This window comes from Paenibacillus ehimensis NBRC 15659 (assembly GCF_004000785.1).
Classification (GTDB): Bacteria; Bacillota; Bacilli; order Paenibacillales; family NBRC-103111; genus Paenibacillus_G; species Paenibacillus_G ehimensis.
In genome coordinates this window covers 1-15,937 of sequence record NZ_BILX01000079.1, presented here as the reverse complement: position 1 = coordinate 15,937, position 15,937 = coordinate 1, and the positions used below count along the sequence as shown (strand labels likewise).

Sequence of the window (15,937 nt, the reverse complement as noted above, 5' to 3'; positions counted from 1 at the left end):
AGTTAGGGGAGAATGGGATGAATCTTGCGGGACATAAAGTGCTTGCGTTTGTCGATGAAGAGTTTGAAGATCTGGAGATGTGGTACCCGGTGCTGCGGCTGCGGGAATCCGGGCTTGACGTGCATCTGGCCGGCCCTAAGGCGGGTACCGTCTATCACGGAAAATACGGCGTTCCATTGACGACCGAATATGCCTTGGACGAAGTGAAGTCCGAAGACTACATCGGGCTTTACGTGCCGGGGGGCTGGGCGCCAGACAAACTGCGCCGCTATGCTTCGGTGCTGCGGCTGACCCGCGAATTTCACGAAGCGGAAAAACCGATTGCGCACATTTGTCATGCCGGTTGGGTGCTTGTTTCGGCGAAAATATGCCAGGGCTACACGATGACTTCCACCCCCGGCATCAAGGACGATCTTGAAAATGCGGGCGCGATTTGGGTCGATCAGGAAGTGGTAGTCGACCGGCACATCGTGTCCGGACGCAGACCTCCGGATCTTCCGGCGTTTACCAAAGCGTTCGTAGACCGTTTGACGCAATATGCCGAGGAGCAGAAGTGATGAACATGATCGTCAGGTGGCTGCCTTCCGTCCTGTGGATGGCAGTTATTTTTTATTTGTCCTCGCGAACCGGCGACGATCTTGGGGGATGGCTGGATGAGATCCGCCGGATTATTCCTGCGATGGAAGGGTTCGATTGGGGCCATTTCGTTTCCTACTTTATATTGGCTTGGACTTATTTATGGGCGCTTCGTCCCAAGCGTCTGACCGTCCTGGCGAAGCTTGCGGTCGTCCTGCTGTGCGTGCTTTACGGCTTGACGGACGAGTTTCACCAATCGTTCGTACCCGGACGCTCGCCGGATGTAATGGACATACGCAACGATGCGATTGGAGCCGCTCTGGCGATGCTTGCGCTGTCGCTGCCTTTTCTCCGGCGCGCTTACGAGCGCCTGTGTGCTAAATATTACTAACCTCACAGCGGCAGGAGTTTGTGCGCGGAGGTAGAATATTTGTACATAAGCAGGATGAACGAATGCGCCGTCACAGACGACGGTGGGCGTTTGTCGGGAACCGTCAGAATCATGGATTCTGACCGTTTGAGAAAGGTTTGGCGTTGCTGCCAAAAGGAGTGGTTGTTGTTGCATAAGCCGTGCAAGTGTGGAAAGGCCATGAGCATTCGTCTTCGTACCGTCATTTTTCAGAACAAAGTCGAGATCGGGAACGTTCCGATTTTCTCGTGCGACACCTGCAACCGCAGCGAGGTGTTTGCCGAAGTGAAGCCGGAATTGACCGGACTCATCGGCAAGCTCGGCAGCAAACCGGAGAAGCAATCGCTTCGATTTGACGATGTATGCGAAATCGCCCATCTGATGGTCAAAGTAACGGAGAAAAAAAGGTCAGCCGATCCCGTAGAGACAATAATCCAAGAACGAATCAACGAACTGCTTGATCTGCTGCTATTGGCCCAGTCGCTGGACGACGGAGGATGGATAGACGATGTCCGGAAAAGACTGTCGCAAGTCGCCAAGCATTCAGTAACGGTACACGATTTTTGAAAGCCGCTGCTCCGCAGTTGGCTTTTTTTGTGTCTTTTTGATACTATATTCATAGGACTATGACCAATTCGTTGCGAAAACAAGCATTTTGTCGTATGATAAGGCTAAATGACATGATCGCATTATACTTTTTAAAACAATGGAGAGAATGGCCGTGACTGTGACAATTTATGATGTAGCCAGAGAAGCAGGCGTTTCCATGGCAACCGTTTCCAGGGTTGTCAACAATAACCCAAACGTGAAGCCGCAAACGCGCAAGAAGGTGTTTGAGGCGATCGAGCGTTTAGGCTACCGTCCGAATGCCGTGGCAAGAGGCTTAGCCAGCAAGAAAACGACAACGGTCGGCGTGGTCATTCCCGATATTTCCAACTCGATCTTTTCCGAGGTTGCGCGCGGCATCGAAGATATCGCCAATATGTACCACTACAATATTATTTTATCCAATGCGGATAAGAAGAAGGAAAAAGAAATCCGCGTGATCAACACTTTGCTGGAGAAGCAAGTGGACGGACTGCTCTTCATGGGCGGGGCGATTACCGAGGAACACATTCAGGCGTTCAAAACGTCTTCCGTACCGGTGGTGCTGTGTGCGACGGCGGATGAACAGCGGACGATTCCTTCGGTCGATATCGACCATGAGAAGGCGGCGTTTGATGCCGTGAACGTGCTGCTGGAGAACGGACACCGCGATATCGCTATGATTTCCGGCACTTTGCAGGATCCGGCGAACGGCTATGCCCGTTACCAAGGATACAAGAAAGCGCTCGAAGCCGCGAACATTCCGCTGCGCGAAGAGCTGGTCCGCATCGGGAACTACCGCTACGAATCGGGCCTTGAAGTGACGAAGTATTTCTTGGAATTGGACAACCGCCCTACGGCGATCTTTGCGGCCACGGACGAGATGGCGATCGGAGCGATTCACACGCTGCAGGATAATGGCTTGAAGGTTCCGGAAGACATGTCTGTCATCAGCGTGGACAACATTCGGATGGCTTCGATGGTTCGTCCGCTTCTGACAACGGTTGCTCAACCGATGTACGACATCGGTGCCGTGGCGATGCGGCTATTGACCAAGCTGATGAATAAAGAAACGAAGGATGCTTCGGAGCTGTCGCAGGTTATTTTGCCGCATGAAGTGATTTATAGAAATTCGGTGGCTCATCGCTAATATGAGCCATTTTCTTTTGTAAAAAAGGGGGATTCTGGATTGACGTACGGTAAACTAGGCGTCATCGGCGCGATGAAGGAAGAAATCGAGCTCTTCCACGAGCATATGGAGCAGGTGCGGGAATCCGCGAAGGCGGGGATTACGTTCTACGAAGGCGTTTTCCACGGTAAAAGCATCGTTCTGTGCAAATCGGGCGTAGGCAAAGTGAATGCTGCCGTGACGACGCAGATTTTGATCGATACCTACGGCGTGGAGGCCGTCATCTTCACCGGAGTGGCAGGGGCGGTCGATCCGTCGCTGAACGTCGGCGATATCGTGGTGTCGACGGAGTGTCTGCAGCACGATATGGATGTGACGGCTCTTGGATTTCCGCGGGGAACGATTCCTTACGAGACGACGTCGGTTTTTGCTGCCGATCCGGAATTGCGCAGTGCTGCGGCGGGAGCGAGCCGGGATCTGTTCGGGGCAGTCAAGGAAGGACGGGTGCTTTCGGGCGACCAGTTTATCGCCAGTCGGGAGACGGTCCAAATGCTGCACCAAGAGCTTCAAGGCGCATGCGTCGAGATGGAGGGCGCGGCGGTCGCGCAGGCTTGCTCGATGAACGGTATTCCGTTCGTCGTCATCCGTTCCATGTCCGACAAGGCGGACGGATCGGCGCACGTCAATTTTGCGGAATTCACCGTACAGGCTTCCGAGAATTCGTACCGCATCGTGGATCAGATTGTGAAGCGTCTGCCATAGGTCTGCCGGACACCGGAAACGGTCCAAACCAGAGAAGTAGAAGGAGAGAATATAACGATGTCATCTGTAACGATGGAACAACTGGTCGCTTTGGCCAAGCACAGAGGCTTTATTTTCCCGGGCTCCGAAATTTACGGCGGTCTTGCCAATACGTGGGACTACGGTCCGCTCGGCGTTGAGCTTAAGAATAACATCAAGCGCGCCTGGTGGAAAAAGTTCATTCAGGAATCCCCGTATAATGTCGGCCTCGACGCGGCTATTCTGATGAACCCTCAAGCTTGGGTCGCATCAGGCCATGTCGGCAACTTCAACGACCCGATGATCGACTGCAAGCAGTGCAAAGTGCGTCACCGCGCCGACAAATTGATTGAGAACGCTTTGGCGGAAAAAGGCATCGAAATGATCGTCGATGGCCTGTCGTTTGCCGAGATGGAGAAGCTGATCGCCGAGCACAAGATCGTTTGCCCGGACTGCGGAGCGTTGGATTACACCGAAATTCGCCAGTTTAACCTGATGTTCAAAACGTTCCAAGGCGTGACCGAATCGAGCGCGAATGTCGTTTATATGCGTCCGGAAACGGCGCAGGGCATTTTCGTCAACTTCAAAAACGTGCAGCGCACCATGCGCAAAAAGCTGCCGTTCGGCATCGGTCAAATCGGCAAAAGCTTCCGGAACGAAATTACGCCGGGGAACTTCACCTTCCGCACGCGCGAGTTCGAGCAGATGGAGCTCGAATTTTTCTGCAAGCCGGGCGAAGACCTGCAATGGTTCGAATACTGGCGCGCGTTCTGCCGCGATTGGCTCTTGAGCCTTGGCCTTTCGGAAGCGAACATCCGTCTGCGCGATCACTCGGACGACGAACTGTCCCATTACTCCAATGCGACGACGGACATCGAATACAAATTCCCATTCGGCTGGGGCGAGCTGTGGGGTATCGCCGACCGTACGGATTACGATTTGAAGCAGCACATGACGCATTCTGGCGAAGATTTCAACTATATCGAGCAAGAAACGAACGAGCGGTATATTCCGTACTGCATCGAGCCGTCGCTGGGTGCGGACCGGGTAACGCTGGCATTTCTCATTGACGCATTCGAGGAGCAGAAGCTGGAAGGCGACGACAGCCGGACGGTATTGCATCTGCATCCGGCGCTGGCGCCTTATAAAGCGGCCATTTTCCCGTTGTCGAAGAAGCTGTCCGATGGAGCCAACCAAGTATTTGCCGATCTGGCGAAGCACTTCTTGGTTGACTATGACGAAGCGGGTTCGATCGGCAAGCGTTACCGCCGTCATGACGAGATCGGTACGCCATTCTGCATTACGTACGACTTCGAGTCGGAGCAGGATGGTCAAGTGACCGTGCGCGACCGCGATACGATGGAGCAGACGCGGATGCCGATCAGCGAGCTCAAAGCGTTTATCGAATCGAAAGTGCAATTCTAATCTCCAAGACAATAAACAGCCCGCGCCAATATGGTGCGGGCTATTTGCTGTGAGTAAAAGGATTAGGCCAAATAAAGCGAGGCAATTTCTTTGATATGCCGGTTTTTCTCGGTAATTTCTCTTCGCCTCGGAATCGGATCCCAGGTGTGCACCGCGTCCAGCCACGTCGTTGGAAGCGCTTCACCGCAAAACGGCTGCCATTTCGCTACCCAGTCGGCGGGCAGGGCCATCTCCGGGTTCTGCTCCAGCTGCCGGAGCAGGGGATGCTCGTTCATTTCAAGCCATAAGAGGCTCCAAGCCCTTGGGACGACGCGCCAAATATCGTAGCCGCCACCGCCAAGCGCTACCCACCGACCATCGCAATGCTCGTGCGCCAGCCGATGGATGATGCGGGGCATTACCCGGTAAATTTCCATGCTGCAGTGAATATGAGCCAGCGGATCGTAGGCATGGGCATCACAGCCGTGCTGGGAAACGATAAGATCCGGTTTGAACTGCGCCGCCGTTTTGACAAGCACCTCTTCGAAGCATTCCAGCCACGATTCATCCTCGGTGAAGGGCTCCATCGGCACGTTGATCGTCGTTCCGAAGCCCGTCCCATCGCCGCGCTCGTTCACCGCTCCCGTTCCGGGAAACAAATATTTGCCCGTTTCATGAATCGAGAACGTACAGGTGTCCGGGTCGGTATAGAAGCTCCATTGGACGCCGTCGCCGTGATGCACGTCGGTATCGATGTAAAGGACGCGCACGCCGTACTTGCTTTTCGCGTGCGCGATGGCTACGGCTGCATCGTTGTAGACGCAGAAGCCCGCTCCTTTATTCGGCATGGCATGGTGCAGCCCGCCTCCCAAATGCAGCGCGTGCCCGGCTTCGCCGCCGAGCACCGCATCGACCGCCCGAATCGAGCCTCCAACCACAAAGGATGTGGCCTGATGCATTCCGGGGAAAAAGGGCGTATCTTCCGTATCCAGCCCGTATTTTCCTGCCTGACGCAGCCACTCTTCCGCCGGTAGGTCGGCGCTTAATGCCTTGACGGCATTGACATATTCCTGCGAATGCACCGAGCACAGCTGCTTTTCGTCGGCCGGCATCGGTCGGATCAAGCTGTCGCCGGACAACGCTTTCGCCTTGCGCAGCAGGTCGACCGTCAGCACCAGCCTTTGCTGATTAAACGGGTGACTGTCGTGGAACTTGTAGGCGACTTCATTCTCGTCGTAAACAAACAAAGCTTTTGCACTCATGCTATTCGCGCTCCCATCAGTACATAAACCGCTGCCGGAATCGGACCCGGTCGAATTGCTCCACGGAAGACAGCGGCACGTTTTTGCCGATACGCACCATCAGGCAGTTGGCCGGATGAGAGCAGATTTCCGGATCGTCGGTAGCATACCAGACCATATCGACGCTTTTCATCAGCTTCTCCATCATATCCCGGTACTGCCAAACGGTAAGCCCGCTTTTTTCCAAGTCCCAATGCCAGTAATATTCAGTCGTAAACGTGATGACATTCTCAAGCTGCCCGTCCTCGAAGGCCAGTCGGATCAGCTTCTTGCCAAGGCCAAGTCCCCGATAATCGTCCGCCACCTCGATCGCGCCAAGCTCGATCAAATCTTCCATATTTCCTTCCGACCAGCGTTCCATCTCGTCGGGGTAATGGAATGTGACGTAGCCGACAATCTGTGTCGAAATCCTCGCCAGAACGATTCGTCCCTCCGGCAGCCCGGCAATTTCGACAAGCGCCTCGAACTGCTCTTTGGGCCGACGGAACGCATCCAGATCCGGATGCATCGTATAGTCGCGGAGCTGCTCGGGCGGCACGGGGCCCTCCAGAATGATTTCGCCGTTCTGATACGGAATAACCTGGGAATGATACAATTTAACATGCTCCATCTGCGGCGATTCACTCCCTTCCAGAACTTCACCTTAAGAATAACAAAAAAATAGTCGGATAAAAAGTGTTGTGGTATAATATGTTCTAGTGCGTATGAAAGCGTTTCAACAAAGTGAAAAAAAGAGAGCTTTGGGGAGGAAATGGTCATGGATCATACGAATGTCGAAATCATTGCACCCGTAGCAACATCGCCCAACATGAAAAACTACGAGGAAGAACGCGCCCAGTTTCAATGGGCGGATATCGAGAAAGCATTCACATGGTCCCAAACCGGCAAGGTCAATGTCGCTTATGAAGCGATCGACCGCCACGCCGATTCGCAGCGCGGGGACAAAGTCGCTCTGTACTACAGCGATGACCGCCGAGACGAAAAGTACACGTTCAAGGAAATGAAAGCCCAGTCCAACCGGTTCGGCAACGTGCTGCGCAAGCTTGGCGTAGGGAAGGGCGACCGGGTATTCATCTTCATGCCGCGCTCGCCGGAGCTTTACTTTGCCTTGTTCGGTACGATCAAAGTCGGAGCCGTGGTCGGTCCGCTGTTCGAAGCGTTCATGGAGACGGCTGTCAAGGATCGTCTGGAGGATAGCGAGGCAGTGGTGATCATTACGACGCCTTCGCAGCTTTCGCGTGTGCCCGTTCAAGACCTCCCGCATTTGAAGCATGTGATCTTGGTCGGAGAAGATCTGTCTTTATCCGAAGGCCAAGTCGATTATTATAAAGAAATGGCCGCCGCTTCCGAAGAGCTGGAGATCGAGTGGGTGGACCGCGAAGACGGATTGATCATTCACTATACATCCGGCTCCACCGGCAAGCCGAAAGGCGTATTCCACGTTCATAACGCCATGCTGCAGCATTATTATACCGGGCGAGTCGTGCTGGATCTTCAGGAGCAGGACATTTATTGGTGTACGGCGGACCCGGGCTGGGTTACCGGCACGTCTTACGGTATTTTTGCGCCATGGCTCAACGGTGCGACCAACGTCATCCGCGGAGGCCGTTTCTCTCCGCAGAATTGGTACGGCACGATCGAGAAATACAAGGTCACGGTATGGTACAGCGCACCGACGGCTTTCCGCATGCTGATGGGCGCCGGCGACGATACGGTAAAGCAGTTCGATCTGAGCTCCCTTCGTCATGTGCTCAGCGTAGGCGAGCCGCTGAACCCGGAAGTCGTCCGCTGGGGACTGAAAGTATACAATCAGCGCATTCACGATACATGGTGGATGACGGAGACAGGCGGACATCTCATCTGTAACTACCCGAGCATGGCGATCCGTCCGGGCTCGATGGGCAAGCCGATCCCTGGCGTCGAAGCGGCGATCATCGATGACGCAGGCAACGTGCTGCCGCCTTACCGCATGGGCAATCTGGCGATCAAGACGCCTTGGCCGTCGATGATGCGCAAAATTTGGAACAATCCGGCGAAATACGAGGAATATTTCCGAATTGCGGGATGGTACATTTCGGGTGACTCCGCCTATATGGACGAGGACGGCTATTTCTGGTTCCAGGGGCGCGTCGACGACGTTATCAATACGGCCGGGGAGCGCGTAGGTCCGTTCGAGGTGGAGAGCAAGCTGGTAGAGCATCCGGCGGTTGCGGAAGCGGGGGTTATCGGCAAACCGGACCCGATGCGCGGCGAAATCATCAAAGCGTTCATTGCCCTGCGCGAAGGCTATACGCCGTCCGAGGAGCTTAAAACGGATATTTCCAAGTTCGTTAAAGAAGGCTTGTCCGCGCATGCCGCGCCGCGCGAGATCGAATTCAAAGACAAGCTGCCGAAAACCCGCAGCGGTAAAATTATGCGCCGCGTGCTGAAGGCATGGGAGCTTAATTTACCGACAGGCGACTTGTCGACCATCGAGGACTAGAAAGCCCGTTCGAGATTGGCTTCATAGATTGTTCATCCAGGGAGGATTTCCGCTGCTTCTAGTGGCGGGTATCCTCTTTTTTATTATCCAAAAAAGGGATACGAACCGCGCAAGCGGTCCGTATCCCTCAGAGTGTTGAGAAATCCTAGATGTAGAAAATCTCAGACAAATAGAGGTGGAGTATGTCCCGTAAGAGTTTACGTCCGCCTTTGAAACCCGTGAAAATACCGCTAATTGTAATCAAGTTCACGGGTTTCAAGAGCGGCTGGAGGGACATACCCCACCGGCGTATGCAGAGAGTTTTCTACGCGAAGCGGGTTCTCAACAAGCTCAGGGATACGAACCGCGCAAGCGGTCCGTATCCCTTTTTACCATTGCTGCTATTTCTTGAACTTCACCGCCGCCGAAAGCTTGGATTCGCCGAACTCATTCTTGGCGGATACTTTGTAATAGCCGTCGTAGGAGACGGCATAGTATTTGAATTGCGTCGCATTCGCTACCGTACCGATTTTCTCGAACTTGCCGTTTTCTTTTTCGCTATAGTATACCGTGTATTCCTTGACCTTTTCTTTGCTGGCGTTATCTTTCCAATTCAGCTCGACACCTCCGCCGGTGGACTTGGCCGACAAGCCGGTAGGGGCTGCCGGAGGCGTCTTAACGGGCGTCGGATCTTCCTTGTCGGTAGAGCCGCTGCCGGCGTTATGCTCCTTATTCGGTTCCGAGCCGGTGCCCGTTTCCGAACCGCTTGTCGCTTCGTTATTTTTGCCGTCGCCGGGCTTGCCGTCCGGAGCGGGCTTCTGGCCTCCATCCGGGGCGACCGACGACAGATCGACGGACGTCCCGTCCGTGTAAGCCGCTTTGCTTGGTACGGATTCGTTACCGGCCACATCGACAGCGGTCACATAGTAACCGTACAAGTTTCCTCCGTTGACGGAGTCCGTAAATTTCGACTCGTCGCCAGCCATTACGACTTTGCTTACCCGTTGGTACGGCCCGTGATTGACGGAACGGTACAACCGGTAGCCGACGGTATCGGCGCTTGAGCTCGCTTGGAACGTGATGATGCTGGTGTCGCCCGCATGGGTCGCGACGACCGTCGTAGGCGCTGCCGGCGGATTTCCGTCGTCCGTTCGCGGATCGGTCTCGGCAGGCGCATCGTCCTGGTAATCTTTCGGACGGTAAAAGTCCAGACTGCGGCGGCGGTCCGCTTTGACTCTTCCCATGACGTTCGCCAGTTCTCTAAACAAAGGTCCGAGCGGTTTTTCCCGCTTGATCACGCTCTTCTGCTGAACAAAGTCGCTTGGTGTTCCGTCTTGTGCGATATAATTGATTCCGTTATACGTGATAATCGGCAAACTTACCATCACGTTGTCTTCTTCAGTCGGAACATATTTTTTATTGAATAGGTCCGTGACGAGCCTGCCTGCCTTCGAGGTCGCTTCGCTTGGCAGCTTCCCGGAAAGGCTGGACACGGTCACCGAGACGATATTGTCCGGCCGTGTGAACTCCTTGGTTGGGAACAGCTCAGGTTTTTTTGTAATCGCGTCGTCCAAAACGAGCGCGAAAATATTTTTCGCCCGGTTCGTCCCGCCCGTTTTCTTGCTCAGCTTATGAATCGGCTGGTCATAGCCGGCCCAGACGCCCAGCGTAATGTCCGGGGTGTAGCCCATAAACCAAGCGTCGGCATCGTCCTGGGTCGAGCCGGTTTTGCCGACAATCGGAATTTTGCCGTAATGCTTGAAATTTTTCATCAGATCGGTGGCCGTCCCGGACGTAATGACGGTTCGCATCATATCGGTCATCAGATACGCCGTTTGTTCGGAAAAGGCGGTTGTCGGGTTAAGCTGATGCTCGTAGACGATTTTTCCATTAGAATCTGTAATCTTGCGGATGAGGAACGCTTCGTTGAAGACGCCCTTGTTGCCGATCGTCGCGTAGGCATTGGTCAGCTCTTTGACCGTAACCCCGTATCTCAAACCGCCGATAACGCCCGTCTGGGCTTGATAATCGTCCTTGGTAATGGAGACGATCCCCATCTTTTTGGCAAATTCCCAGGCTTCTTGAATGCCGACGACCTCGACGAACAGCTTGATCGCCGGAATGTTGTATGACTGGTTAAGCGCCCGTCTGGCCGTGATGAGTCCATGGTAGCCGTCGTCCCAGTTTTCCGGGATGTGAAAGCCTTTGCTGCCGTCCTTGAGAATGATCGGGACGTCGTCGATGACCGAAGCCGGCTGAATGGCGCCCTTCTCCATGGCAGGTAAAAAAGCGGCGATCGGCTTCATGGTCGATCCGGGCTGACGGAGGGCCTGTGTCGCGTGATTCAATTGCTCCTTGAAAAAGTCGCGGCCTTCGATCATTCCGAGAATGGCCCCGGACTTGCTGTCCATCATCACGGCGCCGATTTGCTCGATTCCTTTCACTTTATCGTCAGGAGTAAAGTTTTTATCATCCTTCGCGATGTTGCGCATCGACTCATAGATGTCTTTGTCGATCGTCGTATACACGTGATAGCCGCCGCGGGACAATTGGGCTTGTACACTTTTCAGCGCCTCGCTGTACATCTCCGGGTTGGCCTGCGGGTCCAGCTTCGGCTGTTGGACCGACAGCAGCGCCTTGGCCGCTTCCTTCTCCACCTCGATCATAAGGAACGGGTAGGTGGAGTATGCTTTTTTGACGCGCTCGGCAAGCGAGCTCTTCAAGTCGAACTGCAGCGCTTCCTGGTACTGCTGCTCGTTGATCTTGCCTTCCTCCAGCATTCGCTTCAGCACGAGCTGCTGACGCTGAACCGCGCGTTTGAAAGCGGCGCCGTCGAACTCGCCTTTGCCATTGAAGGTCGAGAAATTGCTCGGCTGCTGGGGCACACCGGCCAGATAGGCGGCTTGCGCGATATTTAATTTGCTCAGATCGTCGATGTTGAAAATCCCTTTGGCGGCTGCTTTAATGCCGTATAGGTTGTAACCGGACGAGCCGTTGCCATAAGGAATTTTGTTTAAGTAGGCGAGCAGAATTTCATCCTTGGACATCAGGCGCTCCATGCGCATGGCGAGCAAAATTTCCTTGGCCTTGCGGCTGTCGGCTTTATCCAGCGTCAAAAAGACGCGTCTGGCGACCTGCTGCGTAATCGTGCTGCCGCCGGTCTGAACGTCTTCCTTCAGCAGCTTTTGGAGCACTGCGCGAAGCGTTCCTTTGATGTCCACACCGTGATGCTGATAAAAATCGTTGTCCTCGATAGCCAATACCGCGTCCAGCACCGGCTTGGGAATATCCTTCAAGCCCGCCAGCCGCCGGTCCTCCTCGGTACGAAGCTGGCCGACCACCGTATCGTCGCGGAAATACACGAATCCGGTCAAGGCGTCGTCCTGCATTTGCGCCATCATCGTTTCCTTGCTCCGAATCGGATCATCTTTAATTAGTGCGCTGACATAACCGAAAGCGGCGCCGGCCCCCAGCAACCCCGCAAACAAACCGGCGATAAAAAGCCACTTGATCGTATGTAGAGTATATTTGCCGGTTCTAAGCAAGATGACTTGGTATCTTGGCCTTTTTTGTGCTGTCTCCTTCTCCATGAAAGCGAGTTCCTCCTGATTGGAAAACATTCCTTTAACATTATAGCATAAAAGCGCTCCGCTACACACCGCCGCAAAATCGTTCTTTCCTAACGATTTGCTGATTTCGGCCTGATTTTGACGCTTCGAAGCAAGGGGTTTGACAACCGTTTTGGCCTTGTGATATAACTAGGGATAATTGTATACCGCTGAAATGCAGTGATGGACTCAGTAGGATAAGGAACTAAGCTTGCAGAGAGCCGGTGGAAGGTGCGAACCGGCAGCCGACCTTAGACCGAATTACCGTCCGGAGCAGCGGAAGGGAACCGCGGAACGGCTTGTCACAGCCTCCCGTCAGTAGCTTCCGATCGGGCAGCAGCCCGTTATCCGATGAAGTGAAAGCTTTGGTAACGATCTTCGATGAAGGAACTGCGGTTTCTTCTATGATACCGTTTCGTTGGCCGGGCTTTAATTAGGGTGGTACCGCGAGCAAAGCCTTCTCGTCCCTTGGGATGAGAGGCTTTTTTTATTTTTTATCGCAAATTCAGAGACCAAGCAGGAGGAACGAACCATGGCAAAATGGGAGCAATTGACACCGCAGCAGCAGCAGGAGGTGAACCGTCAACTGGAGACGATTCGCCGCGGAGTCGTCGAGATCGTACCGGAGGATGAATTGAAGCAGAAGGTGATCGATTCCGTCGCAACGGGAACTCCGCTAAAAGTAAAACTGGGACTTGATCCTTCGGCTCCCGATATTCATGTCGGCCATACGGTCGTGCTGCACAAGCTGCGCCAGTTTCAGGAGTTCGGCCATCAGGTGCAGCTGATCATCGGCGATTTCACCGGGCGGATCGGGGACCCGACGGGCAAATCCGAGACGCGCAAGCAGTTGACGGAAGAAGACGTGAAGCGCAATGCGGAGACGTATCAGAAGCAAATTTATAAAATATTGGACCCGCAAAAAACACAACTGTTCTACAACTCCGAATGGCTCGGACCGCTCACGTTCGTCGACGTCGTAGAGCTGTCGGCTAAGCTGACGGTGGCGCGCATGCTGGAGCGGGACGATTTTTCCAAGCGTTATGCCGGAGGCCAGCCGATTCATATCCACGAGTTTTTCTACCCGCTCATGCAAGGCTATGATTCGGTGGCGCTGAAGAGCGATATTGAGCTGGGCGGAACGGACCAGAAATTCAATCTGCTGATGGGGCGCACCCTGCAAAAGGAATACGGCGTCGATACGCAGGTCGCGATCATGAACCCGCTGCTCGAAGGGCTGGACGGCGTACAGAAGATGAGCAAAAGCCTCGGCAACTATATCGGAATCGACGAAGAGCCGAATGAAATTTACGGAAAGGCGATGTCCGTGCCGGACGAGCTGATGCTCAAATATTACGAGCTGGCTACCGACATTTCGAACGAAGAGCTGCAGCAGCTTCGCGACGGGCTCGGCAACGGCACCGTTCATCCGCGGGATGCGAAGATGCGGCTCGCTTACACCTTCGTGCGGATGTATCATGGGCAGCAGGCGGCGGAAGAAGCGCAGCAGCATTTTGTGACTGTCTTCCAGCAGCGCGCGCTGCCGGAGGACATCCAGGAAGTAAGCTTGCCGCAGGAGGCGCTGGAAGACGGTAAAATCCGCATTGTGAAGCTGCTCGTCACACTTGGTTTGCAAAGCTCGGGCAGCGAGGCGCGCCGGAGCGTGCAGCAGGGCGCGGTGAAGATCAATGAAGAGAAAATCGACGATCCGAACGCCGAGCTCGCCCCGCAGGGCGGCGAAATCGTGCAGGTCGGCAAGCGCAAATTTGCCCGCATTAAGCTAGGGTAGCATATAAGAAAAGGATGCTCCGCATGTCGTATTGACTTTGCGGAAGCATCCTTTTTTCGGTGTTGCAGCAGGGTAGGGCAGGAGCATGGCACAAAAAAAGGCCGCTTCGCAGCAGCAGTTTTCCCTGTTTGCAAAGCAGCCCTTTCACAATTAAAAATTAGCGGCTGTAGAACTCGCTGGCGACAAAAATCCCTGATATATAGGGGCTTGCGGGCGTTGCCCGATCAATTAGCCCCACTTGCAGCCCCACTCGCCCCACCAAATGTCAAACTGCCGCTGAAAGCAGATACCGCCTTCAACTCGTATTCCTTGAACGAATGGGCGTATACATTGTGAATCATGTCCGGCGTATTACCCAACCGATCAGCGATTGTCTTGACCGGTATCCCTTGATTGATCAGAATGGTTGCATGTGTATGGCGGAGGCCATGCGGACTGATTTCTCTGATCGGTGCTTTTTCTTTTTCAAGAATCTTGAATATACGTTTGAACGAGTAGAAGGCCATGTTTTCCGCGATCGGCGCGCCGTCCTGGAATGAGATAAAGATGAAGTCATTTTTTTTATTAAGCTTCATCCCGTATGCGAACTTGGTCTCCACGCACCAGCGCGGATAAACTATAAGTTGGTTCACAAGCACCTGATCGATCGGGATCGTGCGGTAGCTGTTTTTCGTTTTGGGCGTTCTGCATCCATATCGGTCGCGAGTGCATTCAACCGTCAGCGTTTTCTCGTCAAAGTTGATATGCTTCCATCGCAAGCCAAGCGCTTCGCCTTTGCGGAGGCCGGTAAAGGCGAGTAAAAGTATGAGCGTGTAGTTCGTGATGTTCTCGTATTGCTTGGCCGTTTGCAGAAATAAATCCAGTTCCGCCGCTGTCAGGACGTTCTCCAACTCGTCATTGATCTCGACGGTGACTTTTTGGAAACGATTCCGGGGAATGATCTCATCCTCCACGGCGGCGTTAATCGCGATTTTAAACAAGCGATGAAATAACGCCACCGTCCTGTCGCTGTATTTCTGCTTTAGGACATTGATGTACGCCCGGATATACGTCGTCTTGTCCAGAGAGTTGAGCTTGTACTTGCCGAGAAGCGGCTTCATCTGGTGCTTGATGGCGTTTTCCCGCTGCTTTCTCGACGTGACTTCCCAGCTAGTGCTGTACGTCTCATACCAAATATCCAGCCATTGGGCTACGGTCATCTGGCTATGTTCAACCTGCTTCACTTGCCCGTTCAGCAACGCGGCCTTTACTTCAATCAACGCCTGGAGTGCTTCCTTCTCTGTTACAAACCCGCTCTCCTTCTTCTCTTTCCGCTTGCCCAAATTATCGTAATACTTGTGCCGGTACAAATAACGCTTATCGCCGTTTTTCAGAAAATAGTAGTACACTTCATCATGTTTCGTTTTGTGGAGTTCCATTCATACCATCCTTTTGCGTGGGTAGACGCTCTCGGGGACGGAATAGTTAGGCACCACCTCCTTTCAGAAATAACATCCACAATTGGAACGTATGTTCGATTAAGTGGTGTGCGTGAATAACCTTGCTCCTGGAAAGCGCAAAGTTATGAACCAGGAAATAGTTCTGCAACGCCCAACGGGTCAAAATAAATGGTGTAACGCTCGTCCAGTACAACAAACAAGCCGTATTTGTCACGATATCGATCAATAGAGTCTTGCAAAAATTCCTCGGTCACGCCGATGTATTCAGCAATCTCATGGCGACCTGATACGCGGGCTTTATAGGCTCGTACAATTTCGGTCAGTGGAACGAGCCGCTAGTATGCCCATTGCCGCGCACGTAGCTCTTGCTTCCGAGCACATACATCCGATTGATCTAGGATGTCACCATATGAAGTGTGATAGTGGCCAATCTCCTCAGCAATAGCACAAGTTTTC

The 15,937-nt window shown here is 53.6% G+C and carries 12 protein-coding genes and 1 other annotated feature; of the genes, 8 read left to right on the top strand and 4 right to left on the bottom strand.

Annotated elements, in window-relative coordinates:
- The first annotated feature begins 17 nt into the window (after nucleotides 1-17).
- From PEH01S_RS28830 to PEH01S_RS28805, 6 genes are all read left to right on the top strand, one after another.
- The gene (locus PEH01S_RS28830) at nucleotides 18-557 is read left to right on the top strand and encodes a type 1 glutamine amidotransferase domain-containing protein (RefSeq protein WP_127489607.1); all 540 of its coding nucleotides are present in this window, start codon (nucleotides 18-20) and stop codon (nucleotides 555-557) included.
- Nucleotides 557-967: a VanZ family protein gene (locus PEH01S_RS28825; protein ID WP_127489605.1), complete on the top strand. Its 411-nt coding sequence runs from the start codon at nucleotides 557-559 to the stop codon at nucleotides 965-967. The genes PEH01S_RS28830 and PEH01S_RS28825 overlap by 1 nt, the downstream gene beginning before the upstream one ends.
- Nucleotides 968-1,135: 168 nt before the next feature.
- A complete protein-coding gene (locus tag PEH01S_RS28820; protein WP_025853227.1) occupies nucleotides 1,136-1,552 on the top strand; it encodes a hypothetical protein in 417 nt (138 codons plus the stop codon).
- Between the two features lie 154 nt (nucleotides 1,553-1,706).
- The gene (gene ccpA / locus PEH01S_RS28815) at nucleotides 1,707-2,720 is read left to right on the top strand and encodes a catabolite control protein A (RefSeq protein ID WP_081890212.1); all 1,014 of its coding nucleotides are present in this window, start codon (nucleotides 1,707-1,709) and stop codon (nucleotides 2,718-2,720) included.
- Between the two features lie 39 nt (nucleotides 2,721-2,759).
- The gene (locus tag PEH01S_RS28810; RefSeq protein WP_127489603.1) at nucleotides 2,760-3,461 is read left to right on the top strand and encodes a 5'-methylthioadenosine/adenosylhomocysteine nucleosidase; all 702 of its coding nucleotides are present in this window, start codon (nucleotides 2,760-2,762) and stop codon (nucleotides 3,459-3,461) included.
- Between the two features lie 57 nt (nucleotides 3,462-3,518).
- Nucleotides 3,519-4,904: a glycine--tRNA ligase gene (locus PEH01S_RS28805; protein ID WP_127489601.1), complete on the top strand. Its 1,386-nt coding sequence runs from the start codon at nucleotides 3,519-3,521 to the stop codon at nucleotides 4,902-4,904.
- 62 nt (nucleotides 4,905-4,966) lie between these two features.
- On the opposite strand, the gene PEH01S_RS28800 is transcribed toward PEH01S_RS28805, so the two are convergent.
- Nucleotides 4,967-6,145: an acetoin utilization protein AcuC gene (locus tag PEH01S_RS28800; RefSeq protein ID WP_025853222.1), complete on the bottom strand. Its 1,179-nt coding sequence runs from the start codon at nucleotides 6,143-6,145 to the stop codon at nucleotides 4,967-4,969.
- 16 nt (nucleotides 6,146-6,161) lie between these two features.
- Entirely contained in the window at nucleotides 6,162-6,794 is a 633-nt protein-coding gene (locus PEH01S_RS28795; protein ID WP_054975276.1) for a GNAT family N-acetyltransferase, read from the bottom strand.
- Between the two features lie 147 nt (nucleotides 6,795-6,941).
- Between PEH01S_RS28795 and acsA the strand changes: the two genes are divergently transcribed.
- Complete coding sequence (gene acsA, locus PEH01S_RS28790; protein WP_025853218.1) at nucleotides 6,942-8,666, top strand: acetate--CoA ligase; 1,725 nt, start codon at nucleotides 6,942-6,944, stop codon at nucleotides 8,664-8,666.
- 380 nt (nucleotides 8,667-9,046) lie between these two features.
- Here acsA and PEH01S_RS28785 read toward each other — a convergent pair whose 3' ends face one another.
- Nucleotides 9,047-12,235: a transglycosylase domain-containing protein gene (locus tag PEH01S_RS28785; protein ID WP_025848738.1), complete on the bottom strand. Its 3,189-nt coding sequence runs from the start codon at nucleotides 12,233-12,235 to the stop codon at nucleotides 9,047-9,049.
- 189 nt (nucleotides 12,236-12,424) lie between these two features.
- Nucleotides 12,425-12,725 (top strand) — a binding site (T-box leader).
- A 60-nt stretch (nucleotides 12,726-12,785) separates the two neighbouring features.
- Between PEH01S_RS28785 and tyrS the strand changes: the two genes are divergently transcribed.
- Nucleotides 12,786-14,042, top strand: coding sequence for a tyrosine--tRNA ligase (gene tyrS / locus PEH01S_RS28780; RefSeq protein ID WP_025848736.1), 1,257 nt, complete (start codon nucleotides 12,786-12,788; stop codon nucleotides 14,040-14,042).
- 224 nt (nucleotides 14,043-14,266) lie between these two features.
- Here tyrS and PEH01S_RS28775 read toward each other — a convergent pair whose 3' ends face one another.
- Complete coding sequence (locus PEH01S_RS28775; protein WP_127489599.1) at nucleotides 14,267-15,460, bottom strand: site-specific integrase; 1,194 nt, start codon at nucleotides 15,458-15,460, stop codon at nucleotides 14,267-14,269.
- Between the last annotated feature and the right edge of the window lie 477 nt (nucleotides 15,461-15,937).